The sequence below is a fragment of the Vibrio sp. V15_P4S5T153 genome, assembly GCF_963874485.1.
GTDB lineage: Bacteria > Pseudomonadota > Gammaproteobacteria > Enterobacterales > Vibrionaceae > Vibrio > Vibrio anguillarum.
Genome location: NZ_CAWNHR010000018.1, coordinates 61943 through 86751, shown reverse-complemented (window position 1 = coordinate 86751; position 24809 = coordinate 61943). Strand labels below are relative to the sequence as shown.

Here is a 24809-nt window from a genome sequence, read left to right as displayed (position 1 = left end):
TCAGTCACATGAGAGCTTTTGTTGTAAGGGCCCGCGCCGCTTCCACGGATAAACAGACTTTTTTAGCCTCTGTTGGGCAAGAAGCCCACACCGAAATTTTGGCCCACGTACTCATGAACGCTATTTTTACTGCGCAGTCGCATCGTGATGACGTGGTGGTCTACTTAGTGCTGGAAAGTACGCAAGATTTCTCGCGGACTTTATGCTTTGAGTCGAGCCAGTTGCACAATATCGGTGGCTTTCACGAGCAAGCCTTGCTGACCAAAATAGGCCACGCTTTAGACGTTTCCGTGGGTATGGGCAAAGAGCAAACCCGAGAGGTCGAGCAAGGACTCACGGTTGAAACCATCAGTTTTGAAAAGTTGGTGCAACGCCTTTCTGAAAGTTACCACTTGTATTTACTGGATAAAAAAGGCGAAAGTGTCCGTGAGCATCAATTTTCTGACGACAGCTGCTTTTTACTTACTGACCACATCCCGATGCCGAAAAAAAGTTGGAACAGTTTAAAGCGCCTTAATACACAGAAAATCAGCCTTGGGCCTCGAATGCTGTTTGCCTCGCAGTGCATTGTGCTGATCCAGAATGAGTTAGATATTCGCGGTCTTTAAAAAGTCTTTTTCAAACTCATTTTTACTTTTTTTATCTGTGCTTCTTTATCAATTGGGCTGTGCTGATCGGAGTGTAAAAACCGATCCGCATAGTCTTGATAAATCTCTTTTTCTAAAAAGAGTAAGTAAAGCTTCGGATCAATATGGCCTGTGGTGGCCATGGTGGTCATGATCGCGATCGATTCGCTGAGCGTTTTTGCCTTTTTATAGGGGCGATCGCTAGAGGTCAGTGCTTCAAACACATCGGCTATTGCCATCACTCGAGCGGGGATGGAAAGCTGCTCTTCACTTAAACCTCTTGGATAACCCGCGCCATCCATTCGTTCATGGTGGCTTCCCGCAATATCAGGAACGTTTTTCATATGTTCAGGATAAGGTAGCCGCTTGAGCATCATGATGGTTTGCACAATGTGATCATTAATCATAAAGCGTTCTTCGTTAGTGAGCGTGCCACGGCGAATGGACAAATTATAGAGCTCACCTCGGTTATAGCGCAGTTCTCCCGGTTGTAAAATAAAGTTTTCTTGCCACAGATCTTGTGGACGGCAACCGTTCACCCAGTGCAACTGGTGTACGGGTTTATCATCAAGCAAGCGCTCCATAGTGGGCAATGGTTTTGACTCTCCTGCACGTTGGTTCTCTATCCAAGAAGTACCGAATTGATCATCTAAGGTCCGTTTCCACTCTCTTTGCGCAATTCGCTCTAAGCGGGAAAGGTCATCATCGCTCATAAACTCACTGCCAATATTACATTGCGCGACGAAAGCAAATTCCTCATCGAGGATTTGTTGGTTCGTCAGCAACTGCTGCTTGAGATCTGGCTCGTTCTTGCCCTGCGCAACACCTTGCCAGTAGTCCGTTTCAGCTTGACATTTGAGCAGCTCAAAACGCATTCTAATTTCGTGAATTCTGTCGTAGATCGTTTCTAATTTGGTTGCTTTATCAATCACATATTCAGGCGTGGTCACTTTTCCACAATCATGCAACCAAGCGGCGAGAGTGAGCTCTTCCCACTCTTCATTGGTCATGGAAAATTGTGGGAAATAGGTGCGATCGTTTTCCGCCGCTTTAGTGATCATTTTTGTTAATTCAGGAACTCGCTGACAATGGCCGCCCGTGTAAGGGGATTTGGTATCAATGGCTGAGGCAATCAATTCAATAAACGAGTTGAGCATCTCCTTTTGCCGTTGCATTTTGTCGATATTGTCTTTAGCGATTTCGGCAAAACTGAGCAGCTCTCGTAAAAATGCATGTTTGTCTTGCTGATCGGGAGTGATGGCCCGTTCGTAGCCTAGGTTTAATACGCCAACCAACTGCTTGTCTCGGTTGAGCAGTGGAAAAAGATAAAGATCAGAATTATACAGCTCATCTTTATGCTTACGCATCGAATTATCGGTTTTAGATAAGTGAACCGTTTGGCCTTTGCGCAGTTCAGAAAGTAGCCACGGCATCTCTTGAGACAACTGATTGATATCAAGCTTAAAGGGAATGATGGCGTGGTTTGCTGCGGTGATAAATTGGTTATTTTCGTTGGCATAAGTGTAGAGTAAAATAGTTTCAGCTCGAGTGATCAAATAGCTTTGATGGGTAATCGTTTTGGCTAACACACCGAATTCTTGGTTGCTGGCGGTTTCGCGTAATAGTCGCAGCAAGTCGTGCAGTGTATGCTCCATGAGCTCTATCGATTGGGTTAAATTGGCAACTTCACGGATCCGGCTTTTTGGGTAGCGTGTCTTTTTAAATTCAAAGCGCGTGATGTTGTCGGTCAATTGCACTAGGTTACCTAAAGGGCTGGCGAGCCTTTGCGCCACAAAACCAACCACTGCAAAAGCGATAGCGAGCATGATTAACGCGACAAAAATCTGCTGATCTCGCATCGAGAGCAAATCTGCGATCAAATCGTCTTGCGGTACCGCTTCTGCCAGCAACAAGCGTACATTGTCGTTTAAAAGTACCGGCGTTAACGTCACCGACCACGTTGTGCCATTCATATTGACCGTTTCATACAAAGTTTGGCTGCTGACCCGATTCAATATTGGTGCAAAAGTACTTTGCTGCAGCTGCTGTGCAATCTGTGAGGGATCTTGTTGTAGCTCGAACTTAGTATTGTGTTGGGCGATTGGTCTAAATTGATTATCGAACAAAATGAGCTGAGCACTGTCAGAAAAACCTATCGTACTCATCTGTTTTGACAGTGAGTCCAGCGTGAAATCAGCGCCAAGCACACTCTTACCATCGGCCGATTTACGTGACAGTGTGACGCCACTCGTTTGTAGGAAGAAAAAGAAATAAGGTTCCGTTAAGCGTATCGCGCCATCTTGACTTGCCGAGGTAAACCAAGGACGCACGCGAGGATCAAATTTATTATTGTTATCTTGTTTGTCGAGCAGGCTTTTAAGGTTCTGGTCTAAATAGATAAAGCGGTTAGTGCCGTCAACTTGAGTGTAATGAGCCAATAGCTGAGCTTGCGCGGGGGCATCAAAACGCTGTTTGGCTTTATCAAAGCTCAGCGAGCGAAATGTAGTGCAAGCTCCGGCTTCGTCACAATAATAGAGCGCGACCAACTGTGGATTACGTTGGAAGGTCAGCCAAACGGTGGCGAGTTGGCGTGGGTCCGAGATGACTTTATCCGGTTGATCAATTACGTTACTAAAAGCTAAAAAATCGAGCGTGGTCAAGATAGGCGCTGCACTTTGTTTAAATGCTGATTCCAGTTTTTTGCTGTTTTCGCTACTTAATCCTTGTGCACTTACCGTCAGTAGTTGCTGACTATGGTGATAACTTATGCCAATCAATACAATGCCGATCACCATGGCGAGCACTAAAAAGAGACTCGTAATGTGAATGCTCAGTGAGTAACGACGTCGTTTCATAACCAACTCCGAATTGGATGACATTGCTAAGTATTGTTCAATGTGGGTAAGTTGCAAAAAACCATTTCACATCGGTGTGTGTTTATCCGGTCAGAAAGTGTCGATATGGTGAATATATCGCCCTTAGATTGAAGTGCCATCAGCGAGGCTGTTACACTGAAGCATCGCTGTTGGAATGGAATAATTAAAATGAATCTTGTCGTTGATACTCATACTCACACTTATGCAAGTGGTCACGCTTACAGCACGCTTATTGAAAACGCGCGTTCAGCTAAAGAAAATGGATTGGCAATGTTTTGCACAACCGATCATGCGCAGTCGATGCCTGGAGCGCCGCACTATTGGTTCTTTTCCAATCAACGTATTTTGCCGCGCTTTTTAGACGGTGTTGCCATTATCCGAGGAATTGAGTCTAACATCATGAATCGTGCTGGCGAGATTGATGTTCATCCTTCGGTTGACCAAAACTTAGATTGGGTGATCGCCAGTTTTCATGAGCCCGTATTTCAGCCTGCCGATAAAGCGGCGCATACCGAAGCGTTAATCAATGTGATTAAAGGTGGACGAGTTGATGCGCTAGGGCACTTAGGTAACCCTAATTTCGATTTTGATTTTGATGAGGTGATCGCCTGCGCCGCCCAGCATCACGTTGCGATAGAAATTAATAACAGCACCTTAAAAGGACACAGCAGGGTAGGGAGTGTCGATCGCTGTTATGAAATTGCTAAGGTGGCGAAAGCGCATGGTGCTTATGTTACCACTGGCAGCGATGCCCATTTTTGTCAAGATATCGGCCAACTTCAGTTGGCCAGTGAACTGCTTGAGAGCGTTGGTATTGCTGCTGAGAAAGTGATTACGCACAGTGTCGAGCAGTTTCTGGCCTTTTTAGCACTGCGCGGGCGAAAAGCGATCGCAGAATATCAAACACTATAAGCCGTAAAGAGGTCATAAAAATGACAAAAATTTGTCCCTCTTTTATCTTGAGATCCATTAAACTTGGCACTTCTTGCCAGAATAAAAAGAAATAATTATGAAAAAAATAATGATACTAACAGCTTGCGCATTATTTGCGGCTAGCGTGTCGGCGGCTAATGTTGACTTAAAACAGAACATGAAACAAATGAAGCTTGAATTTAAACAAGCGGCAGAAGCGACCAGCGTTGAAACAATGCAAGCACCCATTGAGAGATTAAGTCAGTTGGTTGAAGAGTCAAAACGGGGAAATTATCCACCGGAGAAGCAAGATCTCTATTTAGAAGGGTTTAATAAGCTTTCCGTGGCATTAGACAAAATCGAAGTGGATCTTGAGCAAGGAAATTTAGAACAAGCTCAACAAACGCTGCGGACGGTAGACGAACTGCGTGTTGAATACCACGAGCAGCGTAACCCAAGTATCTGGAAGCGCTTATTTGGTTAATTAGCTTTGTGGCCCCCTCACGATAACGTTGGATTGGATATAACGTTCAATGGTTCGTGGGGTGGTCACTGCCTGAAAACTGAGCTTGTAAGAAAGGCAGCAGTAGTAAGCCGATCACAGCGGCGCAAACAGAAATGGTGACAAAAAAACCTCGCCATTCGAATTGCTCGACAATAATGGCTAACGGGTAACCGGCGAGCGCTGCGCCCATATACGCAAATAACCCCACAAACCCAGTTGCTGCGCCAGCCGAATCTTTGTGAGAACACTCCGCGGCGGCCATACCAATTAACATTTGTGGGCCAAAGACAAAAAAGCCAATCGTAAAAAAGCCAGCGGCTTGGAATACAAACCCCGTTAACGGCATCAGCCACAGCGCTGCCACCGAAAGAAAAATGCCCATTGAAAAAATCAGGTTCATTGGCCCACGGTTGCCGCCAAACAGTTTGTCTGAACCCCATCCTGCGACTAACGATCCAATAAACCCACCGACTTCAAACAGCGAAAGCGCGCCATTAGCCGTGATCAAATCATAGCCTTGTTGCTCGGTAAGGTAGATATTTCCCCAATCATTGATGGCAGTACGCACTATGTAGACCAGTACATAGCTCAAGGCGAGTAACCAAATGTACTTATTTCCTAACACATATGTGTGCAAGATCTGTTTAGTGCTAAGGCCGAGGCCTTCATTTTCTTGCGCCAGTTCAAGGGCGTCATTACGCCATTGACCAACGCTGGGTAAACCTTGGGTCATTGGTTTATCACGCAATCGCCAACATAAGAAAACCCCACCAATAACGGCTAAACAGCCCGGCACAATAAAACCTTCGCGCCAACTAAAATGGAAAGTGAGAAAGCCAACCAGTAATGGGATCAACGCGCCCCCCACGTTATGAGCGGTATTCCATAACGCCCACCAAAAACCACGTTCAGAGCGCGAATACCAAGTTGTCAGGAGTTTAGAGCAAGAAGGCCATCCCCAACCTTGGAACCAAGCATTGAGCACCCAGAGTAAGATGAACATACTGATTGAGCTTGAAAAGCCAAACAGAATATTGATAAAACCCGTTGCCATTAACCCTAGGCCCATAAAATAGCGCGGGTTGGAGCGGTCCGACAAAATCCCGGACAGAAATTTTGAGATACCATAGGTGATGTAAAACAACGTGCCCATGATGCCAATATCACTCTTATCTAAACCGAGGTCAGCAATCATCGCGGGCATGGCGTAATTCAAACTTTTACGCGTGAAGTAGAAAAGCGCATAACCGACATACATCGCCATCATGATGTGAAAGCGCCAATAACGGTACTGCTGGTTAACCTCTTGCGCTGATGCAAGAAGCGGTTTCGGTGGTTGAGAGCGTAGAAAATTTATCATAGTGCTTTATATTCCACGATTATAAGTGGGGCAGTGTGACGGTAAGCTGAGTGCCATTCTTGCTTATATCGTGGTTGGCTGTTGTAGACTGACAGTGGCTAATAATCTGAAAGTGGCCACCCAATGCCTCGACTCGCTCACGCATCCCCCGTAAACCAAAGCCGTTCAGCTGCGCTTGTGCTTTGAAACCGATGCCATCATCGTGAATGCGCAGTGTGACATCACTTGCTAACGAAAACTCAATCACAATGTGGCTAGCTTCTGCGTATTTCAAGGCATTATTGAGCGCCTCTTGGCACAATCGATAAAGGGTCACCTTGGTGGCGTCACTTAACTTTTGCAGTTGAGCGGTTGAATTCCCCGTCCAAACCACTTGAGTTTGAATGCCGTGCGTCTCAAATTCAAGGTCACGCAGCAGTTGATCCAGTGCTTCGACTAGGCCTAAATCATCTAAGGTTTTAGGGCGTAAACGGGTTAGCAAACTTTTAGTTGTGTCATAAACATTTAAAGAGAGAGACTCAATGGTTTTAGCACAATGGCTGGTGACGGGCTGAGATTCGACGCGTTGAATAATGCTGGCTTGAGTACGGATAGCGGTAATGTTTTGACCGATCTCATCGTGCAGCTCGCGAGCAATATCACGCCGAACAGATTCTTCAGCTTTGACTAATTGGCGGGACAAATTTTGGTTACGATCAAGCTGTTGGCGCAGCTTGGTGTTGAGATCTCTTTGTCGCTGCACACCCATTCCCAGCAAAATGCCGGTTAAACTTTGTGCTGAAAGAGAGAGCAGGAGATCAGTGATTTCCATATTAGAGACACCACTACGAGCCGCGATCAATGCAATGCTATTGAGCAGCGTACCGAGCAATGCACCTTGCCAGCCGTAGCGAAAAGCGAGCAAAATGATCGGGATGGCTAAACAAAATGGCGCAAAACGCCGAAGTTCATCAGGTAAACCAATTTGCAGCGCAATGCTTAAAATAAATAGTAAAGAGTAGAGTAAGACGTGACGCGTGCGAAATTCGATATGACGAGAGACTAAGTTCGCCGTCAGTGGAACCCAAGTGCTTTGGAAAAGATAATTCCATATCAAATAGCAGCTTGGCACAATCATTAAGCCAGCTGTGATGCTGACTAACATCACCATTGACGCGGTATGGCCGTGGTAGGTGGTGGCCAGCGTATTAATGATAGCGCTGGCGAGGATCAACCCGCCCATCACAATAAAGCGACGCCACTGACTTCCGTGGTAGTAGCGTTGGGCGAGCAGGTTTAAGGGCAGCGTTGCGATACTGGCGGCGAGTACTGTCAGCCATTGAGGTTGTTCCATTAGCATGGCGAGCGCAATCGTCAGCCACCATTCTGCACCATAAATCGCGGGCCAGTAACGTTGTGGACTGTGCAGCGCAGTGCCTAAACGCAGAGCAAAAGGAAAGAAGAAGATCGCCAGTTCCGGATCGTTGACAAAATAGTAGGCGATAACCCACAAGCAAAACCAACTGCAAGAGAGCAGAAACCAAGCGCAGAGTGACGTAATAAAATAGCGTGGCATTAGAATGAGTCAGAAAAATATTTCGCTAAGGCCACGTTATTGCTCACACCTAACTTATCCATTGCATTGGCGCGATGGACATGAATGGTTTTGTGGCTAAGTCCAAGCTCATTGGCGACCGCTTTCACATCCAGCCCGGCAGCCAGCATTTCACTGATTTGCCGTTCACGTTTGGTCAACTGTGCCAATAGCTTTGCCTCGCGCTTGGGGGAGGTGAGTTTAAGCGCAATATCGGGTGTTAAGTAGCAACCACCGTGGGCGCTGGTTCGTACGGCTTGGATAAGTTCATCTGGGCTACATCGTTTGCTTAAGTAGCCTCTTGCTCCAGCCTCCAAGGCTTTTTCGACCATGGCCGCGGAATCGTGAACGCTCAGCATAATGCACGCTATCCCAGAGGGTAGATCTTGAAGCAGCGACAGCCCGCTTTCATCAGGCATTGAAATATCAAGAATACAGACGTTTGCCCCCGTGCCGGGAAGCCCTGCGCGCGCTTCGGCTGCCGAGCTAAATTGGCCGACCACTTGGATGTCGTCTTCAAGGTTCATGAGTTGGGCAAAGCCTGAACGTACCACGATATGGTCATCCACTAGTGCTACTTTGATCATCACAATCCCCGCTGTTTATATTGCCTGAGTAAAAAGGGAGCTTAAACTAACGCCACAGAGACAATTAAACAAGCAATATATCCCTTTGCTATGGATGCCATTGTAGAGGAGTCTAGCGCGTCAAAAAGGAAGGGGTGGCACAATAAAACGCGACACACTCATAAAAGAGAATATCGCGTTTGATTTTGCTGGGAGCTAAGCGGCAGCTGCGGCCAGCTTTAGCCTTTTCTCATGGCGGATCTTACGCTCTTCTGCGATCGCGACAAAAATCAGCAGCACGATACAGATCATCGCTGAAGTGTCGAGCGCAGCAAAGGTGCCCTTCCAGCCGGTGAGGCCAAAAATCGGTGTACCGTCGGCGATCATACCTAGGCCAAGTTTGGCAAAACTATCACCAATTAAGTAAGCAAAGGTGCCCTTAACGCCATCGGCGACACTGATCGCTTTTTTCGGCACAAAGCCAACCGCAGCAACACCAATCAGTAATTGTGGGCCAAAAACAAGGAAACCTAGCACAAACAGTGACCCGAGATACATAAACTCGCTGGTGGCGTGCTGATAGAATTCGAGCGCAACAATGATGAGTCCCAGAGAGACACAGGCGACCAAAGCTCGGCGGCCATTAGCAAGATCGGACAGATAACCCCACATTAAAGTGCCGACTAATGCGCCCACTTCAAAGAGAGTGAAGCCTGAAATGGCCGCTTCTTTTGACAAACCAAGTTCTTGATAGGCATACACAGTAGACCACTGGTCGATGCCGATACGCACGATGTAGAGGAAGATGTTGGCAAAGCAGAGTAACCAAATCACTTTGTTTTTCAAAATGTATTCAACAAAGATCTCACGTTTGGTCATTTGGTTTTCTTCCGCAGCAATATCTTCCTCGCTGACCGCTTCATCAAACAACTCTTCGACCGTACCTAAACCGTAGGCTTCAGGAGAGTCACTACCGTAACGCAAACCAATGAAACCCACCACTAATGCGATGATCGACGGGAACACAAACATGCCCACAACATGACCATTAAAGAGATAGTTTGCACCAAACAGTGCTACGCCTGCCGCACCTGCGCCGCCGACATTGTGCGACATATTCCATAAACCCAAGTAGGTGCCGCGTTTATTTTTGGGCGTCCATTTGGTGATAGTGGAGTAGCTTGATGGCCCACCAGTACTTTGGAAAAAACCGCTTAGCGCATAAAAAGCAACCATTAGGAAAATGCTGACGCTTGAACCGCCCATGCTCATGCTAAATCCAAGCATTGCAATACCAGAAAGGATCAGCATAAAAGGTAGGAACTGTTTCGTGTTCTTGCCATCGGCGTAGTAAGAGACCACTGTCTTACCAATCCCGTAAGTGATGGAGAAACCAAGACCAATCAGCCCTAGCTGTGTCATCGACAAGCCGTAGGTTGAAATCATATCGTTTTGTGCAACGTTGAAGTTTTTGCGCACTAAATACATCGCCATGTAGCCAATAAACACCACAAGGTATGATTGTAAAAATGGTTTGAACCACATTTTACGGCGTTCTGCTGCGGGGAGATCGAGGGTCGGTAGCCGAACCTGTTGCAAAAGTTTTAGCATGTGAAATCCTTAGAAAATCACGTCAAAGAAATCTCTGCTGTCAGTCAATTCACACCAGAGTCGAATGGCTAGCAACCGTCTGGCTGCATCATAGAGTGATTGTAAAAATCGGCTTGGCGATTGACTTGAGGGCATGGCCTAACTGAGTTAGGAATATTTCCTAGTTTGGGTGGATTGATAGACAAAGCGTGAATGGAGTCACATTGATATGCATCTTGAAACGTCGTCTTTAAGCTAACGATTTGTAGCGAACTTGAGGGTATTTGTTAAGTTTTAGCGCTGCCGCACTGTTATTTTTATCATTGCGTTATATAGTGTTGACAAGAAAAAATTGAGTGTTGCTATGATTCGCCTAAACCGTTTTAACAGAATAATGTTGCTCACCAGCGCGCTCAGTTGGGTGTTGGTGTCGCTTATGCCTGTAATAAACGCGCATGGCAATACGGCGGGGGTTTGGGCCACACTGTGCACCATTAATGGTTTTGAGCTGGTTCAAATTGAAGAGGGAAAAGTACAGACACAGCATACGAAACCCTGTCCCTTTGCTCATTTCTCCACCTTTCATCAAGATTCACTTCCAACGACACCTTTACTGACACGACTGAACTTGTTTGTTTCAGACAGCTACACTTTTTTGGCTCTAAGTGTACGATTTGAAAAACAAGTTCCTCGTGCGCCACCATTATTTAATCTGTTGTACTGGAGTTAGAAAATAGCTTTGATCCCTTCCTCTATTCACTATTCAGAATAAAGCTCTAACGGTAAACCATCTGGGTCGGCGAAAAATGTGTATTCGCGACCAGTGAACTCATCAACGCGGATGGGCTCGACGATGACGCCTTTTTCCTCTAAATACGCTTTGACTTCACTGACACTGTTCACCACAAACGCTAAATGTCGTAGCCCTTGAGCTTCAGGGAAGCTTGGTCTTGGTGGTGTATTTGGAAATGAGAACAGCTCAATTTGTCCGCCATCGGGCAGAGCAAGATCCAGCTTGTATGAATCGCGAGCGGCGCGGTAATTTTCAGCAATAACAGGCAGCCCTAAGATCTGAGTATAAAACGCTTTGGAACGTGCGTAGTCTGAACAAATAATTGCCGCGTGGTGGATTCGTTTTAGCATGATTAACCTTTATTTTTTGAGTTGGCTGACCAAATGTTCAGTGACGTAATCAATGAACACCCGCAGCCTTGCTGGCATGTACTTGGTTTGCGGATATTGCATGGCAATTGAGCCGTAGTAATTACTTTTGATCGTCCAATCGGCTAATAGCCGGACGACGCTGCCTTCAACGAGCGCTTGCTGAATGACAAAATCATGGAAGATGCCGATACCTAAGCCATTTTTCACGCCGTTCAAACGCATTTGTGAGTGGTTTACTGCATAGCGGCCTGAGACGGCCACTGTATGGAACTCATCTTCTTTATGAAAATCCCAGAGATGGTCACGCTCGGTTTCGGCAAGATACAAGCAGTCGTGATCCGTTAATTCGATAGGGTGGGTGGGCATGCCTCTGGCCTCTATATATTCTGGGCTGGCGCACAACACTAAGTGGGTTTTGCCAATTTCACGCAGTACCAAGTTTTCATCTGGCTTATCAGTCAGTTTAAACGCCACATCAATATTGTGTTTGAATAAATCGATCGCACCATCTGCAGCTCTCAGCTTAAGTTGAATTTCAGGGTATTGAGTTAGAAAAGGAAGCACAAGGGGTTGCAGAACTGAGTTCAAAAATGCTTCAGGTGCCGCAACAGTGAGTGAACCTGAAGGTTCGGTGTGGTCAGAGGTGGAAAGCTCAACCGCTTGCTGCGCAGCGTTGACCATCAACAGACTTTGATCATAAACGCGCTTTCCTGCCTGAGTGATTAAGAGCTGGCGCGTGGTTCGCTCAAATAACTTCACTGATAGCGCTTGTTCTAAACGGGTAATCAATTTACTTAATGCCGAAGGTGTTACCCCCAGCTTTTGAGCTGCTGCCGTAAAGCTACCTTCATTGACGACGAGAATGAAAGCCGCTAAATCAGGCAGCAGGGCGATAAGACGATGCGTGATCATAATTGTATTTGTGCCTGAAGTTCACGAATGGTTTTCCATGTCATGGGATAATAGTCGTAAATGGGATCAACTAAAATACCATTAAGCAATTTTACAGTGTAAATGAAGGGTCTATTTTTCGTTTAGGCTGCCCTACACCATAGCTATTGCGCTATATAAAAATAAGGACGTAGCAATGTCTTCTGCATTTTATCAACAGATCCAAAACCAGCTTGAGGAAATCAAAGCGGAAGGTCTGTATAAATCTGAACGTGTGATTACCTCGCAACAACAAGCGGCGGTCGAGATTTCTACTGGTGAAGAAGTGTTGAACTTTTGTGCCAACAACTACCTTGGTTTGGCTAATCATCCTGCGCTGGTTGAAGCGGCGAAAGAGGGGATGGACAGTCACGGCTTTGGTATGGCTTCGGTGCGTTTCATCTGTGGTACGCAAGATATCCATAAACAGCTGGAACAGAAACTCTCTCAATTCTTAGGGAAAGAAGATACGATTCTTTACACCTCATGTTTTGATGCAAACACCGGTTTATTTGAAACTATTTTAGATAAAGAAGACGCGATTATCTCTGACGCGTTAAACCATGCCTCAATCATTGATGGTGTGCGTTTATGTAAAGCGATGCGTTTTCGTTACTCCAACAATAACATGCAAGAGTTGGAACAGCAGTTGATCGCAGCCGATGCGGAGGGCGCTCGTAATAAGCTCATCGTAACGGATGGCGTGTTCTCAATGGACGGTGTAGTGGCTAACTTGCCTGCCATCTGTGACTTGGCGGATAAATACAACGCCTTAGTGATGGTGGATGATTCTCACGCGGTTGGATTTATGGGTGCAAATGGCCGTGGCACGCATGAATACCATGATGTGATTGACCGTATTGATATCATCACTGGCACACTTGGTAAAGCCATGGGTGGCGCATCCGGCGGTTACACTTCAGGCAAGAAAGAAGTTATTGATTGGCTTCGTCAACGTTCACGTCCTTATTTGTTCTCTAATTCGGTTGCGCCAGCGATTGTTGCAGCATCGATTCGCGTGCTGGATTTACTGGCAGAAAGCGCTGCGCTTCGCGACCAACTTTGGGATAACGCCGCGCACTTCCGTACTCGTATGGAAGGCGCGGGGTTCACTATGGGGGGGGCGGATCACGCCATCATCCCAATTATGCTCGGCGATGCTATCGTTGCAGCAGAGTTTGCAGAGCGAGCACTAGCTAAGGGCATTTATGTTGTTGGTTTCTCGTTCCCTGTTGTGCCCAAAGGCCAAGCTCGTATTCGTACACAAATGTCAGCCGCGCATAGCCGCGAGCAACTCGACCACGCCATTGATGCGTTTATTGCTGTTGGCCAAGAAATGGGGCTCATTAAATGAAAATTAAAGCATTATCCAAACTCAAACCAGAGCAAGGCATTTGGATGACCGAAGTGCCAATGCCTGAACTTGGTCACAACGATCTGCTGATTAAAATTAAGAAAACCGCAATTTGTGGCACCGATGTTCACATCTATAACTGGGATGAGTGGTCACAAAAAACCATCCCAGTACCAATGGTGGTTGGCCATGAATACGTCGGTGAAGTGGTTGGCATTGGTCAAGAAGTTCGCGGTTTTGAATTAGGTGATCGCGTGTCTGGCGAAGGTCACATTACTTGCGGCCATTGTCGAAATTGCCGTGGTGGTCGTACTCACTTATGTCGTAATACTGTGGGTGTTGGTGTGAACCGCACTGGTGCATTTTCTGAATACTTAGTTATCCCTGCGTTTAATGCTTTCAAGATCCCAGATGGTATTTCCGATGATCTAGCCTCGATTTTTGACCCATTTGGTAACGCTGTACATACTGCATTGTCATTTGATTTAGTCGGTGAAGATGTGCTGATCACTGGTGCTGGTCCAATCGGTATCATGGCGGCCGCAGTGGCGAAACACGTTGGTGCGCGCCATGTGGTGATCACTGATGTCAATGAATATCGTCTTGAGCTTGCACGCAAAATGGGCGTGACACGCGCCGTGAATGTTGCGGAACAAAAGTTAGAAGAGGTCATGAGTGAACTTGGCATGACAGAAGGTTTTGACGTCGGCCTTGAAATGTCAGGCGTACCGAGTGCCTTTAGTTCTATGCTGAAAACCATGAATCACGGTGGTCGTATTGCTTTATTAGGTATCCCACCTTCAGATATGGCGATCGATTGGAACCAAGTGATCTTCAAAGGTTTGGTGATCAAAGGTATCTATGGCCGTGAAATGTTCGAAACTTGGTATAAGATGGCAAGCCTCATTCAATCTGGCCTCGATCTAACGCCAATCATCACTCACCATTACAAAATTGATGACTTTCAAACGGGCTTCGATGCTATGCGCAGCGGGCTTTCTGGCAAAGTTATCCTTGATTGGCAGTAACCGAAAATCTTTCCACATAGCGCTCCGTAAGGGGCGCTTTGTTTTTGGCTAGCACTGTTTTTATAAACAGTAAAGTGGAAGATGCGACCCAATTTAGCCCCTGCTATGGTCCCATTTTGGTCCCATCTCACTTTTTGATGGGACCATTTTAAGTTTGTTTTGGTCCCATTGTCACAATACGGCAGAAGTGAGGTATTCCTAAGTAATAATTGGACAAAAATTAGCCAGATTAGTTCGGCTTGACACAAGTTTGGACACATGTAAGTTATCGATTTTGCTAAATTAGCATTTAATGCATTACTTGAAGTATAGCAAAGTGCTCATTCGTGACACTTATTAGCGACTGATGATTAATTTCAATCCTAATCCTCCCATCACTGACCCAGACAAATAATCAATAAATTGTTTAAATTTTAAGTACGCTTGACGAGGGCGTGAAGCAGATAAAACTAAAGCTACAATAAGATACCATCCTGCATTACTCAAAAATGTGCAGATTGGAACCACAATATAGAAATACGTAGGTATATTTTGCGGTAGCAGTGTTGTAAATACGCTGGCAAATACGATGGCTGTTTTGGGGTTGCTGAGTTGGGTTCCTAAACCTAATAAGTACGAACGAAATAAGGAAATGTCTTGGCATCGAGTAGCATCTATGGACTGTAACGGAATTCGAGCTGATCTCACAATTCCAAATGCCAAAAACAAGAGATAGCATCCGCCTGCAATTTTAAATATTGAATAGCTTACCGGCATCAGGCTAAAAATCGTTTGTAATCCGAGTAAGGCGGCAACCGATAGAACTAAAGCTCCCGTCCCCATACCTAACGCGGTAAAAATCCCATGCCGTCTTGAAAGTGAAATTGCTCGTCTGGCAACAAAGATAAAGCTGGGACCCGGACTCATAGCGCCGAGAGTAAGCGCTCCAGTGATTGCCAATATTGGCATGTATGTTTGCAAATCAAGGTCCATGTGTTTCCTCACTAACTATCTATAAAAAAACCAGCTCAATGAGCCGGTGATAAAATAAAAAGCTACCAGAAACTTAACTTTATGCTTGATAGGCTTTCGCTAGTTTATCCAAAAATTCGTGTAGCTTTTGGTTCATCTCATCATAGTCATGATTCATTAGTACTTCAGGCTCATCAACGAAACGATAGTTTGCTGCCTCGCTGAGATCATCATTTTCTATCAGCAACGCTACAACATCTTTAGTCAATTCCATATGACACTGAAAACCAAACACAAAATCGCTATAAGCAACGATTTGTCGAGGACAGCCTTCACTGTACGCAATGATTTTGGCGTCTGGAGTCAGTCCCGGCATGTCGTTGTGCCAATGCCCCACTTCCAGAACGGTGCCGAAATGGTCAAACAGTGGATGGGTACTGCCGTCTTTGGTTAGCGTGATAGGGAACTTACCAATTTCGCGTTCAGGACTATGCTCATAGTGAGCACCTAATGCTTCACCAATGAGTTGAGATCCCAAACAAATACCAAGTACGACTTTTCCTGCATCAATCGCTTTTGTAATTACCGCCTTTTCACCTTTGGCATCGAAATGAGCACATTGTTCGATAGTGGTCACAGGATCTTGTGGGCCGCCCATGACAATCAGAAAATCGATATCATCTACTTTTTCCGGAAGAGAGTCACCGTCATAAACCCGAGAGTAACCCGTTGAATGGCCACGAGTTTTAGCCCAAGACTCATAAGCTCCCGGAGCTTCAAAATGTTCATGGATGATAAAGTGAATGTGCATCATTTAGTCCTTTTGTTTTTTGATAACAATTGACTGATGATGTTATATCAAAACAAACTGGCGTAATTTATAATGACTGACAATTAATGTAGACAAGCCGCCATTTATGCAAGCTAATGATTTAATCAGAGATTTTCCAGATAAACAATTTATAACTAAAACGACTATCATGGCTTCTGGTTATATTGATGATTTCCATTCACACCCATGGCACCAAATCGTCTTCCCACGTCAAGGTTTGTTACAATCAGACATTAGTGATAAAAGTGGAATAGTCCCTCACAATGGTATGCTCTTTATCCCCGCCAATACCATTCATAAATCTGTTGCAATTACAGACACAGAATTTTTAGCGATTTACCTCAACCCTAACAAACATGTGCAGTATGGAAGTGAGCCGAAATCCTGTCAGGTAAGCTCCTTCCTCAAAGAGTTGATATTGCTTTTATTTAAAAGTGATACGCTCTCACAGCCGGAATCCAACTTGGCACATTTGTTAACAGTCTTACGAGATCAAATCGAGGCAGCAAAAAGTTATGAAATACCACTTCTCATCCCTACGGACAAACGCCTTTTATCTATTTTTCTACAGCTTAAACAGCAACCTGACTTACCGTTTACGTTAAAAGAATGGGCAAAAAAAGTCGGAGCATCTGAGCGCACATTATCCAGATTATGTGCGAAAGAGTTCTCTCAATCATTTGCTCTGTGGCGACAAAATATAAGGCTGGTTTTATCTCTGCCATTATTAAGCTCGAAAATGAGCATACAGGAAATTGCTATGGAGTTGGGATACGCATCTGATTCATCCTATGTACAGGCTTTTAAAAAGCTGTTCAATCAGACACCAAGAAAATACCGCACTGCAAACCTATAAACGAGTACAGACTCTCTAATACACGGATTACACTACTTTTGGGATTATTTTTAGTATAGCAAAATCAAGAACCATCTCTGATGCACTATCTGAGACGAAACTCACTTTGGGGCAAAGGTGAGTCAATTCAGTTGTAGCTATATGATATAGAACTGAACTCACCTAATATTCTTTGTTAATTATTCAAAACAAATTTTTGCCTTAAAACTCCCACACTTTTACCGACCAAAACAATAACTATTGCCCCCATGAGCACTGGAGTAATCAAAAATCCCCAACTGTGTCCCGATAACATTATTAACAATGGGTTAGCGCCTGCGGGCGGGTGTGTGGTTTTAGTAACTAGCATCAAACTGACGGCTATTCCTGTAGCCAAAGCTAAGCATATAGGCGTTACACCGACAAACTGAACGAAGAACACTCCGACGAAAGATGTTAATAAATGCCCTAGAATCACATTCTTAGGCTGAGCCAACGGACTATCCGGAACACCAAACACAAGTACCGTAGTTGCTCCAAATGGTGCCATCAATAGAGCTATATCGTAAAAGGTATGATCAAAATATGACAATGCACCAATGGCAATACTCGCTCCAATCCCAGCAATAATTGACAAAATAATATTATTCATACGTAGTTGCTTCCTTCGTTAGTAGACCGATTTGTCTACTACTATAAAATAGACAGATCGGTCTACTTGTGTCAACATAGTTTTAAAGGAGAATGTATATGAGTAAAAAACGTCAGATATTAATCGACACAGCGTTAGAGCTTTTTTATCGAAACGGAATCAATTCCATTGGTATCAATGAAATTCTGAAATCATCCGGAGTTGCGAAAAGAACCTTATATACGGATTTTGATAGTAAAGAGGCTTTGATATTGGCGGCTTTGCACCAACGCCATGAACGTTTTATAGACTGGCTAGAGAGCAAGCTTTCAGACTCTGATTCTGATACAGACATAATTCAAAACTTATTCAATGCATTAGCTAGTTGGTTTGACAACCAAGAACCTACACTTGGCGATTTTAGAGGGTGCTTTTTTATTAACACATCCGCCGAGTTTAGCGATACAGATAGTGAAATTTCTCGTTTTTGTAACCAACATAAACAGCAGGTACGCCGAGTTATTCAAAGACATCTTCATAGTAAAGATCCTTTATTATTGGAATCAATATGCGTACTAAAAGAAGGCGCTATCACAACGGCTTATATGAGTGGTGACAGCCATACAGTGATAAAACATTGCCTTGAGATATTAAAAGCGCTTCAAGAACGCTTGAACTAACCAACTCAAGGCGCATGAGTTATGGAATGATAAATGACCACTTAAACGATAGGATCACTTCTCTATTCAGGTGTATTAGAAATAGTAGGCCAATGACTGTTATATGTAGCTAGTCCATAATTTGAGGCTAGATGAGAAAGGGGCAGAACCGAGCTAGCTCAGCGTTGGACATTTCTGAGTTAATTTTTATACCAAACTCCTGCCTTTCGCACTTCCAAAGCCCAAATGACGCTAAATATTCTTACTTGTAACAAGACCATTTAGGAGTAGCTTTGCGTCAATCAGCTTTAAAACAGCATCATCGAGCAATGGTCTATACATGTATTTCCTTATTCATCAAACAAGTCCATTTTGCTCAATGCAGAGCCTTTTATGATATTGTCTGAAATAGTGGATGGTTGATCGTTTACGTGTCTAAGCAATTCGTTTTGTTGCTCAATAGATAGTTTGCTCAAGCGTTTTTTGGCTCTATTGTAGCTCGCTGACAAGTAGTATATGCCTAGCGCAATTATCACAACTGCAAGCAGAGCAATGAGATATAAATAGTTATAGTTGTACATAGAGTTTCATTACTTATCTTAATTTAGGAGCCTATCAACAAACTCATTTGTTGCTGAAAGCGGTAACGGTTTTCGCTCACTGAACACATCATTGATATGGTAAATCGCCTTGGTCTTGTTACTAACCGAATTAGCTAACACCTGTTTAGTAGAGGCAATCAGCATACCATAGATGCAGAAAACCGTAATTGATTTAGCAGGATAGTTATGATTGTACATGGTAAAGTTTAGTTAAATGAGATGCTTTTTATAGATACACGATAATAATTCAGATCAGGTTTTGCAATTTGCAAACCTAACCCATTAGGTTTGCTATGGTAAATTTCAATGACAAAAATTAAGTGAATCTTTGCTTAAACACGTTTCGGGGCAAAAATTTGCTATTATACCCACTTGTTTGGTCATGTATATCTTTCGCTAGAGTCAAAAAAACCGCCTCTCGGCGGTTATTGATTCCTCACTTTCTCTAGCTCTTGCCATACCCGTTCGGATTCTTTCTTGTTCGATTCAACCAGCCATTTACCGTAGACCCTTGCGACCATGGTGATATCTGCGTGGCCCATTTGTTGTGCCAAGTAACTTACGTTGACGTTAGCGTGAGTGATCATCCAACTGGCGTAGGTGTGCCGAAGTTGATACTGATTACGGTAATGGACGCCTCCTTTTTTACACAGTGCCGTCCACATTCGGCCGAGCGCACGTTTGCCGTAATAGTCATATCCACTGACCTTCTGCTCCCGAACGACTTTGGGATTAAACACAAAACGCAGAGACTCTTTTCTGTAGGCCTGACCGGGTAATTCGACATCGTACTCTTTAGGCTCGAACGAGTAGGTTAAATATTGTTGAGCTTTTAAAGCATCTAAAGCTGGTGGCAGTAGGTCAACAAACCGCTCTTTGTCTGTTTTGGTGGTTTTTAATCCGCGCATATCATAAGTCGAACGGCGGATATGAATCGTTTTATTCTCAAAATCCACATCCTCCCACGCCAGTGCACAAAGCTCGCCACTGCGTATGCCACTATAGACAAGCAAGGTCACGATATTGCGGTGCTGCAGTTGGTGGCAGTGTTTCAAAATGCTGTCGATCTCCGCCATCGAAAAGGGTTGAATATCGACTTCGCTTTCTTTCACTCTTTGTAGAATCTTAGACAAATCGCGACTGACGTATTCCATCTTATAGAGCCAAGCGAGGAAGGCGTTGATTGTCACCAAATTTCGGTTAATTGTACGGCCAGTTTTCCCTTTAACTAGCTCTTGGCGAAACTCCGTTAATGTGCGAGGTGAAAGAGTGTCACTACTTCTTGTTTTTCCGTATATTTTAATAAAGTCCCTTAACACCCAATCATATCTTTGCAACGTAGAACGGCGGATATCGTGATCTTTGTAGTCAAGGAACTGCTTGGTAAGTTGCTGTAAATTCTTTGCCTGCGGCACACCTGATGCGTGTTTCGACTCGGGAAAATGGGCGGCATAATTGAAAGTACCTATCTTGATTTCATATTGAATTGCTTCCCGCTTCTGTTTAGCAAAATTAATGTTTTGCTTTGTTGGAGGTAGGCCTAAGGATTCTCTACGACGGTTGCCCATGTAATAAAATGAAATTCTCAGAGAATTCCCGCGGATTTCTACTCCTGATGGGAGATTATCGGTTACTGCATTCGATGCCATTTGTTCCATTCCTCAATATCAACCATCCAAGTACCGCGGATTTTTTTCACGATTGTTGATGGATAAAATCCTTCGCGTGCTTTATGCCTCAGCGTTTTAGTGCTTAGGCCAATCACTTCGGCTGCTTTTTTGAGAGTGATGATGGAAATTTGCGATTGACTCATATTGCCTACCTTTCTATTTCTTCTTGTTCACCAATCTTTTTGGTGGCGTGCATTGCTCCAAGCTTTTAGCTAGCGGAGCTGCGTCATTGGCAAACATGTTGAGAAATGACGGTGTAATCGTGATTTCTGCTGGGCATTCTTTGCTTACTCCCCAGCTATCGTCGGTTGGATAAAGAGTTAGCGAGATTACTGAACAAAGTAAGCGTTCGCTAAAGTAAGGTGGTGAAGTGGTTACTGTTCCGTATTGGGTATCAATGGTTGCCGCCATGGATAATTCCTCGCAATAAGTGATTGGTGGGTCAAAAGACCGTTTAATCAGGAATCACGCGCTATTGGAATAGCGGTGGTTAGATAACTTATATTTAATGTTAGTTATCTAATTTTGATATTGCAAGATAAATGTAAGAAAACTAACTAATGGGTGATGAATCAAGAATTCTTAAGATGCGAATCCTGGATAAGTAGGAAGGAACGATGAGGAATCACCATCCTTGGCTGAGCGTGTAGAATGACGTGTTGGGAAGGGGGATCAGGAATTACAACAGAACTGAATACCAGAAAACCCTACCTACGATAGAGATTTGTTGTTCAGCTACTTGCTCTTGTGAATACTCTCTAGGAGGGTATTCGATTTCATTAAAACTATAAATTCTTAGTCCACCACCGGGCAGGTGATAGAGCTTTTTGATAAACAGTTCTCCGTTGTGATTAATGGCGTAAATCTTTCCATCAATGAGAGTTTTATCACCACAATCAATACCTACAGTGGAGCCATTTGGTAAAACGGGTTCCATGCTATCGCCTGAGATAGCGACACAAACTGCATTTTCAGGGGAGACGTGATATCGGCGCAAAGTGGACTTGGCAAATCTTAATCGAAAGCCATTATCTGACTCACTATCATTGGCGAAGCCATTTCCTGCCGATAGACGGACATCGGACAAGAAGGGAACCGCAACCTCGTCGTCACCGAGGGGAGTATTACTATCCCAGACTTGCATGTTACCGAGCAGTTCAGGATTACCAACTGTTGAGTCTTGATTTCCCTTGCCGGTTTGTAGCCAAAGCGGCTCTACTCGTAACTTTTTGCACAGAGCAATTAAGTTCGAGCCTTTAGGTGTGGTTTCATTTCTCTCCCAGAAAACAAGAGACGTAGGCGAAACTCCAATACTGGAGGCCACTTGTTGTTGAGTTAGTTTGAGTTCTTTTCGAACTCGGCGAATACGCTCGCCAATCGTTTCTTTCGTCATGTTAGATATCTTACATTCACTTGCATTAAGTTTTCTAATAATATTTAATATTAGAAAACTAATAATGAGTGAGTTATGAAATCCTATCTACCGCCTATTAAGACCGCAGATGTCATTAAGTTCTTTGGGTCCAAACAAAAAGTTGCTGAAGCAGTCCAAACGACACATTCAGCCGTTAGCCAGTGGGGAGAATTTGTACCGGATAGCCGAGTCTTCGAATTTCATTTTTTGATGAAGACCAAAGAGTGGAAGCGAAGCTGTAACAATTAAACTTTTATCCTTTTGATTTATGGTGATTTTTATGAGAACAAACTCATTTTGGGTCACGGTGGAGCAGCTTGCCTGCATCACAGTGAATACCTGCCGAGTAGCGTTATCGCAGGGGCAGGAGACATTAACTTTCGAAAGAGATCAAATTCAGCGATTGAAGGATAAGTGTGAGCATTACCTTCGGGTATTGGATGAGGAAAGAGAGTTGGCTTTAAACCGCGGCAACGGTTTAAAGCCGAGTGAAAAGTCTTGCGAGGAAATTTCACATACCACTTCGGAGAAGCAGTGATGGGAAGAATAGCATTAAGAGCTCGGATTGAGAATCTTCAATGGCGTTTGTTCAAGGTTGAGAAAGGTCAGCAAACCGAGATTACCTACGACGAAATGGCTGACCTTTATGAAGCTAAGCGTCTGTATGTCAAAGCTGTCTATGAGGGATTGGTCCGTGGTTAGAAAGATGCCATGTTTTCCGTACCGAATGCTCGGTGAGTGGATATGGTTGGTGGCAAGCTTACTTCATCACTTTCTGATTGCGAGGGAACGGGCTTTCTATTGGCCATGGGTAACTATTCGTAGACGGCCAGTAGCTTTGGATAGATTGATCATTGAGGTAATACGATGTCCGTTAAGGTAATGAGCTACGTTTGGGATATTTCTCTTTTCAAAGGCTCTGACAAACTCATTATGCTTTGTCTGGCGGATCATGCTGATGATGCCGGCGTGTGCTGGCCTTCGATTGAAACCATCGCCCGTAAAAGTGGTGTATCTCCAACTACAGTCAAAGCAACCTTGAAGAAGTTGGAAGCGGGGGGCTGGATTGTGAAACGAAACCAGTTCAAGAAAGCCGATTCAGGTCGATTAGTGCGTTCCAATAACCAATATCAACTGCCCGTGAAGCGATTGAAATTTACCGCCGATGAACAGTCGGATTTCGAACAGACGGATTTCGTCCATTCAAAACTCGAACATTCGAAATACGAACAGACGAATTTACCCGAGGGGGTAGGTCAGATTTCGGCTGGGGGTAGGTCGGATTTCGGCTATAAACCATCAATAGATCCATTAATAGATCCACCAGAAGGCGATGCGCCGCTTTTCAGTGCTCAAACTGATCCTATTTTGGATCCGGTTGTGTTTGAGATCCCACTCAAAGGTAAAAACGTTTCGTATCCGGTGACCCAATCTCAGTTGGTGGAATGGCGCTCGCTCTATCCTGCCGTTGATATTCGCCAACAGCTTCGCAACATGATCGGTTGGTGTCAGGCAAACCCAACACGCCAGAAAACCGCGCAAGGGGTCCAGCGATTTATCCACGCTTGGCTTTGCAAAGAGCAAGACAAGGGGCGAATCGTCGCGGTGTCTCAAGCTGCGGCAAAGCCCATTGATGATGCGCAGTTGTTGAAGCGAAAGATCCAGCAAATTGAAATCGATATTAATAACGAGAACGTCGCGCTGATTTCATTTAAACAGCGTAAGTCCGCGGCATCAGAGCAGGCTGCGCAATCAGCTGAGCGTAAAATCAAGGCTATGATGGCTCAACGAGAAAGTTGGCTTCGAGAGCTTTCGGTGCGAGCGAATGAGTCTTAATGTGTTGAGCCCATACCGTTTTGCCATTTTTAGACCATATTCTCAGAGTAAGGAGTCACGACAGTGAGTAAAAAGCTTGAGCTTTTAACACTATTAAGCGCCGCAAGAACCATGAAATGGGAAGAGTCTGTCAGTAAAAATGGACCGACCAAAGAGCAGCTTCTCGGTGCGATGGGCTTAGCGCAGCGCGATAATCCTATCGGTATGGCAATCCTTAATGCCAAATACTTGCATTGTGCTTATTCGTTGGTGGTATTGAGGGATTTTCTTGGATCACTGGAGGTTCATCGCTTAGAGATCAGTTTGGCTTCGAATGAGCTTAAACATTTGCATTATCTGGTCATGGCGGATGTGTTGAATGTTCCGATAGACAGTCAGCAAGCTCGTCTGGCTTCGGTTTGGCGTCGATACAGCGCCTACGCAGCGAGGACCCAGAAATCGATTGAAGCACTTAGCAAAGCCATGCGCTCGATGGAGCGAGCAATTGAGATCAAAACCAATCCATTTGAGAGCCGTCGTTTGCAAGCCAACATTGCGTCACACCAAACGCGTATTGACGCGCAGAAGCAGCTATTGGCCGATTACGCACAGAAAAAGGCGGCAGAATCCGCAAAATGTCCACGTTGCAAAGCAACAGGCGTTATTCCCAAAACGCAGCGACCTTGTGAGAGTTGTGATGGCGTAGGTGAGTTTCGAACGACTGAAGCGGATTGGAAAGCCTCATTTTTGGGTGCAGCTTTGCCGGCTCACAAAGAGCTCATCATTCGTCATTGGCCTGCGATTGTTCACCTACTGCAAGAGTGGAGAACGCAATTGTATCGGCATGAAGCCGAGGCACTTTCGACGCTTGAAAAGCGCTTATCTGCTGAGTTTGAAGATTGAGTAAACTCGAGTC

The 24809-nt window shown here is 44.6% G+C and carries 28 protein-coding genes; 13 read left to right on the top strand and 15 right to left on the bottom strand.

The window, feature by feature from the left end:
- Nucleotides 1–8: 8 nt before the first annotated feature.
- Entirely contained in the window at nt 9–608 is a 600-nt protein-coding gene (trmY, locus tag AACT42_RS15970) for a tRNA (pseudouridine(54)-N(1))-methyltransferase TrmY (protein ID WP_013868023.1), read from the top strand.
- Here the strand turns inward: trmY and AACT42_RS15965 are convergent.
- The gene (locus AACT42_RS15965) at nt 605–3481 is read right to left on the bottom strand and encodes an HD domain-containing phosphohydrolase (RefSeq protein ID WP_303396167.1); all 2877 of its coding nucleotides are present in this window, start codon (nt 3479–3481) and stop codon (nt 605–607) included. The genes trmY and AACT42_RS15965 overlap by 4 nt on opposite strands.
- A gap of 189 nt (nt 3482–3670) precedes the next feature.
- Here AACT42_RS15965 and AACT42_RS15960 point away from each other — a divergent pair, with 189 nt between their 5' ends.
- On the top strand, nt 3671–4414 hold the full coding sequence (locus tag AACT42_RS15960; RefSeq protein WP_088733483.1) for a phosphatase: 744 nt from the start codon (nt 3671–3673) through the stop codon (nt 4412–4414).
- 97 nt (nt 4415–4511) lie between these two features.
- Nucleotides 4512–4898 carry a cytochrome b562 gene (locus tag AACT42_RS15955; RefSeq protein WP_013868020.1) on the top strand — a complete coding sequence of 129 codons (387 nt, stop codon included), beginning with the start codon at nt 4512–4514 and terminating at the stop codon, nt 4896–4898.
- 46 nt (nt 4899–4944) lie between these two features.
- Here AACT42_RS15955 and AACT42_RS15950 read toward each other — a convergent pair whose 3' ends face one another.
- The 4 genes from AACT42_RS15950 to uhpT all read right to left on the bottom strand — a co-directional run bounded on the left by AACT42_RS15950 (nt 4945) and on the right by uhpT (nt 10029).
- Nucleotides 4945–6279, bottom strand: coding sequence for an MFS transporter (locus AACT42_RS15950; protein WP_094132344.1), 1335 nt, complete (start codon nt 6277–6279; stop codon nt 4945–4947).
- Nucleotides 6280–6298: 19 nt separating this feature from the next.
- Nucleotides 6299–7834 (bottom strand): signal transduction histidine-protein kinase/phosphatase UhpB, encoded by a 1536-nt coding sequence (gene uhpB, locus AACT42_RS15945; RefSeq protein WP_094132345.1) that lies wholly within the window; start codon nt 7832–7834, stop codon nt 6299–6301.
- The gene (uhpA, locus tag AACT42_RS15940; RefSeq protein WP_026028260.1) at nt 7834–8439 is read right to left on the bottom strand and encodes a transcriptional regulator UhpA; all 606 of its coding nucleotides are present in this window, start codon (nt 8437–8439) and stop codon (nt 7834–7836) included. The genes uhpB and uhpA overlap by 1 nt, the downstream gene beginning before the upstream one ends.
- A gap of 195 nt (nt 8440–8634) precedes the next feature.
- Nucleotides 8635–10029, bottom strand: a complete 1395-nt coding sequence (gene uhpT / locus AACT42_RS15935; RefSeq protein WP_017048964.1) for a hexose-6-phosphate:phosphate antiporter — start codon at nt 10027–10029, stop codon at nt 8635–8637.
- 343 nt (nt 10030–10372) lie between these two features.
- Between uhpT and AACT42_RS15930 the strand changes: the two genes are divergently transcribed.
- Nucleotides 10373–10738 (top strand): hypothetical protein, encoded by a 366-nt coding sequence (locus tag AACT42_RS15930; protein ID WP_176429113.1) that lies wholly within the window; start codon nt 10373–10375, stop codon nt 10736–10738.
- Between the two features lie 29 nt (nt 10739–10767).
- On the opposite strand, the gene gloA2 is transcribed toward AACT42_RS15930, so the two are convergent.
- Both gloA2 and AACT42_RS15920 read right to left on the bottom strand, forming a co-directional pair.
- Nucleotides 10768–11151 (bottom strand): SMU1112c/YaeR family gloxylase I-like metalloprotein, encoded by a 384-nt coding sequence (gene gloA2 / locus AACT42_RS15925; RefSeq protein WP_088733477.1) that lies wholly within the window; start codon nt 11149–11151, stop codon nt 10768–10770.
- Nucleotides 11152–11160: 9 nt separating this feature from the next.
- The gene (locus tag AACT42_RS15920; RefSeq protein WP_094132348.1) at nt 11161–12084 is read right to left on the bottom strand and encodes a LysR family transcriptional regulator; all 924 of its coding nucleotides are present in this window, start codon (nt 12082–12084) and stop codon (nt 11161–11163) included.
- A 175-nt stretch (nt 12085–12259) separates the two neighbouring features.
- Between AACT42_RS15920 and AACT42_RS15915 the strand changes: the two genes are divergently transcribed.
- On the top strand, nt 12260–13456 hold the full coding sequence (locus AACT42_RS15915) for a glycine C-acetyltransferase (protein ID WP_094132350.1): 1197 nt from the start codon (nt 12260–12262) through the stop codon (nt 13454–13456).
- Entirely contained in the window at nt 13453–14484 is a 1032-nt protein-coding gene (gene tdh, locus AACT42_RS15910) for an L-threonine 3-dehydrogenase (RefSeq protein WP_019281861.1), read from the top strand. The genes AACT42_RS15915 and tdh overlap by 4 nt, the downstream gene beginning before the upstream one ends.
- 336 nt (nt 14485–14820) lie before the next feature.
- Here tdh and AACT42_RS15905 read toward each other — a convergent pair whose 3' ends face one another.
- Together AACT42_RS15905 and AACT42_RS15900 are read right to left on the bottom strand one after the other, a co-directional pair.
- On the bottom strand, nt 14821–15456 hold the full coding sequence (locus AACT42_RS15905) for a LysE family translocator (protein ID WP_094132352.1): 636 nt from the start codon (nt 15454–15456) through the stop codon (nt 14821–14823).
- A gap of 79 nt (nt 15457–15535) precedes the next feature.
- Nucleotides 15536–16246, bottom strand: coding sequence for a type 1 glutamine amidotransferase (locus tag AACT42_RS15900; RefSeq protein ID WP_094132354.1), 711 nt, complete (start codon nt 16244–16246; stop codon nt 15536–15538).
- Between the two features lie 106 nt (nt 16247–16352).
- Here AACT42_RS15900 and AACT42_RS15895 point away from each other — a divergent pair, with 106 nt between their 5' ends.
- Nucleotides 16353–17123 (top strand): helix-turn-helix transcriptional regulator, encoded by a 771-nt coding sequence (locus AACT42_RS15895; RefSeq protein ID WP_094132356.1) that lies wholly within the window; start codon nt 16353–16355, stop codon nt 17121–17123.
- Between the two features lie 175 nt (nt 17124–17298).
- Here the strand turns inward: AACT42_RS15895 and AACT42_RS15890 are convergent, their stop codons facing one another.
- A complete protein-coding gene (locus AACT42_RS15890) occupies nt 17299–17754 on the bottom strand; it encodes an HPP family protein (protein ID WP_088720794.1) in 456 nt (151 codons plus the stop codon).
- A 98-nt stretch (nt 17755–17852) separates the two neighbouring features.
- On the opposite strand from AACT42_RS15890, the gene AACT42_RS15885 reads away from it, so the two are divergent.
- On the top strand, nt 17853–18413 hold the full coding sequence (locus AACT42_RS15885; RefSeq protein ID WP_088720793.1) for a TetR/AcrR family transcriptional regulator: 561 nt from the start codon (nt 17853–17855) through the stop codon (nt 18411–18413).
- A 329-nt stretch (nt 18414–18742) separates the two neighbouring features.
- Here AACT42_RS15885 and AACT42_RS15880 read toward each other — a convergent pair whose 3' ends face one another.
- From AACT42_RS15880 to AACT42_RS15860, 5 genes are all read right to left on the bottom strand, one after another.
- Nucleotides 18743–18973: a hypothetical protein gene (locus AACT42_RS15880; protein ID WP_094132358.1), complete on the bottom strand. Its 231-nt coding sequence runs from the start codon at nt 18971–18973 to the stop codon at nt 18743–18745.
- Between the two features lie 446 nt (nt 18974–19419).
- Nucleotides 19420–20643 (bottom strand): site-specific integrase, encoded by a 1224-nt coding sequence (locus AACT42_RS15875; RefSeq protein WP_094132360.1) that lies wholly within the window; start codon nt 20641–20643, stop codon nt 19420–19422.
- The gene (locus AACT42_RS15870; RefSeq protein WP_094132362.1) at nt 20625–20807 is read right to left on the bottom strand and encodes a hypothetical protein; all 183 of its coding nucleotides are present in this window, start codon (nt 20805–20807) and stop codon (nt 20625–20627) included. The genes AACT42_RS15875 and AACT42_RS15870 overlap by 19 nt, the downstream gene beginning before the upstream one ends.
- A gap of 13 nt (nt 20808–20820) precedes the next feature.
- Complete coding sequence (locus tag AACT42_RS15865) at nt 20821–21075, bottom strand: hypothetical protein (protein ID WP_094132364.1); 255 nt, start codon at nt 21073–21075, stop codon at nt 20821–20823.
- A 268-nt stretch (nt 21076–21343) separates the two neighbouring features.
- On the bottom strand, nt 21344–22057 hold the full coding sequence (locus AACT42_RS15860) for a S24 family peptidase (RefSeq protein WP_094132366.1): 714 nt from the start codon (nt 22055–22057) through the stop codon (nt 21344–21346).
- Between the two features lie 75 nt (nt 22058–22132).
- On the opposite strand from AACT42_RS15860, the gene AACT42_RS15855 reads away from it, so the two are divergent.
- The 5 genes from AACT42_RS15855 to AACT42_RS15835 all read left to right on the top strand — a co-directional run bounded on the left by AACT42_RS15855 (nt 22133) and on the right by AACT42_RS15835 (nt 24796).
- Entirely contained in the window at nt 22133–22327 is a 195-nt protein-coding gene (locus AACT42_RS15855; protein WP_094132368.1) for a Cro/CI family transcriptional regulator, read from the top strand.
- A 31-nt stretch (nt 22328–22358) separates the two neighbouring features.
- The gene (locus tag AACT42_RS15850; protein WP_094132370.1) at nt 22359–22616 is read left to right on the top strand and encodes a hypothetical protein; all 258 of its coding nucleotides are present in this window, start codon (nt 22359–22361) and stop codon (nt 22614–22616) included.
- Nucleotides 22616–22780: a hypothetical protein gene (locus tag AACT42_RS15845; protein WP_000532438.1), complete on the top strand. Its 165-nt coding sequence runs from the start codon at nt 22616–22618 to the stop codon at nt 22778–22780. Before AACT42_RS15850 ends, AACT42_RS15845 begins: the two co-directional genes overlap by 1 nt.
- Nucleotides 22781–22945: 165 nt before the next feature.
- On the top strand, nt 22946–23914 hold the full coding sequence (locus AACT42_RS15840) for a helix-turn-helix domain-containing protein (protein ID WP_094132372.1): 969 nt from the start codon (nt 22946–22948) through the stop codon (nt 23912–23914).
- A gap of 63 nt (nt 23915–23977) precedes the next feature.
- A complete protein-coding gene (locus tag AACT42_RS15835; RefSeq protein WP_094132374.1) occupies nt 23978–24796 on the top strand; it encodes a TIGR02642 family protein in 819 nt (272 codons plus the stop codon).
- Nucleotides 24797–24809 lie beyond the last annotated feature (13 nt).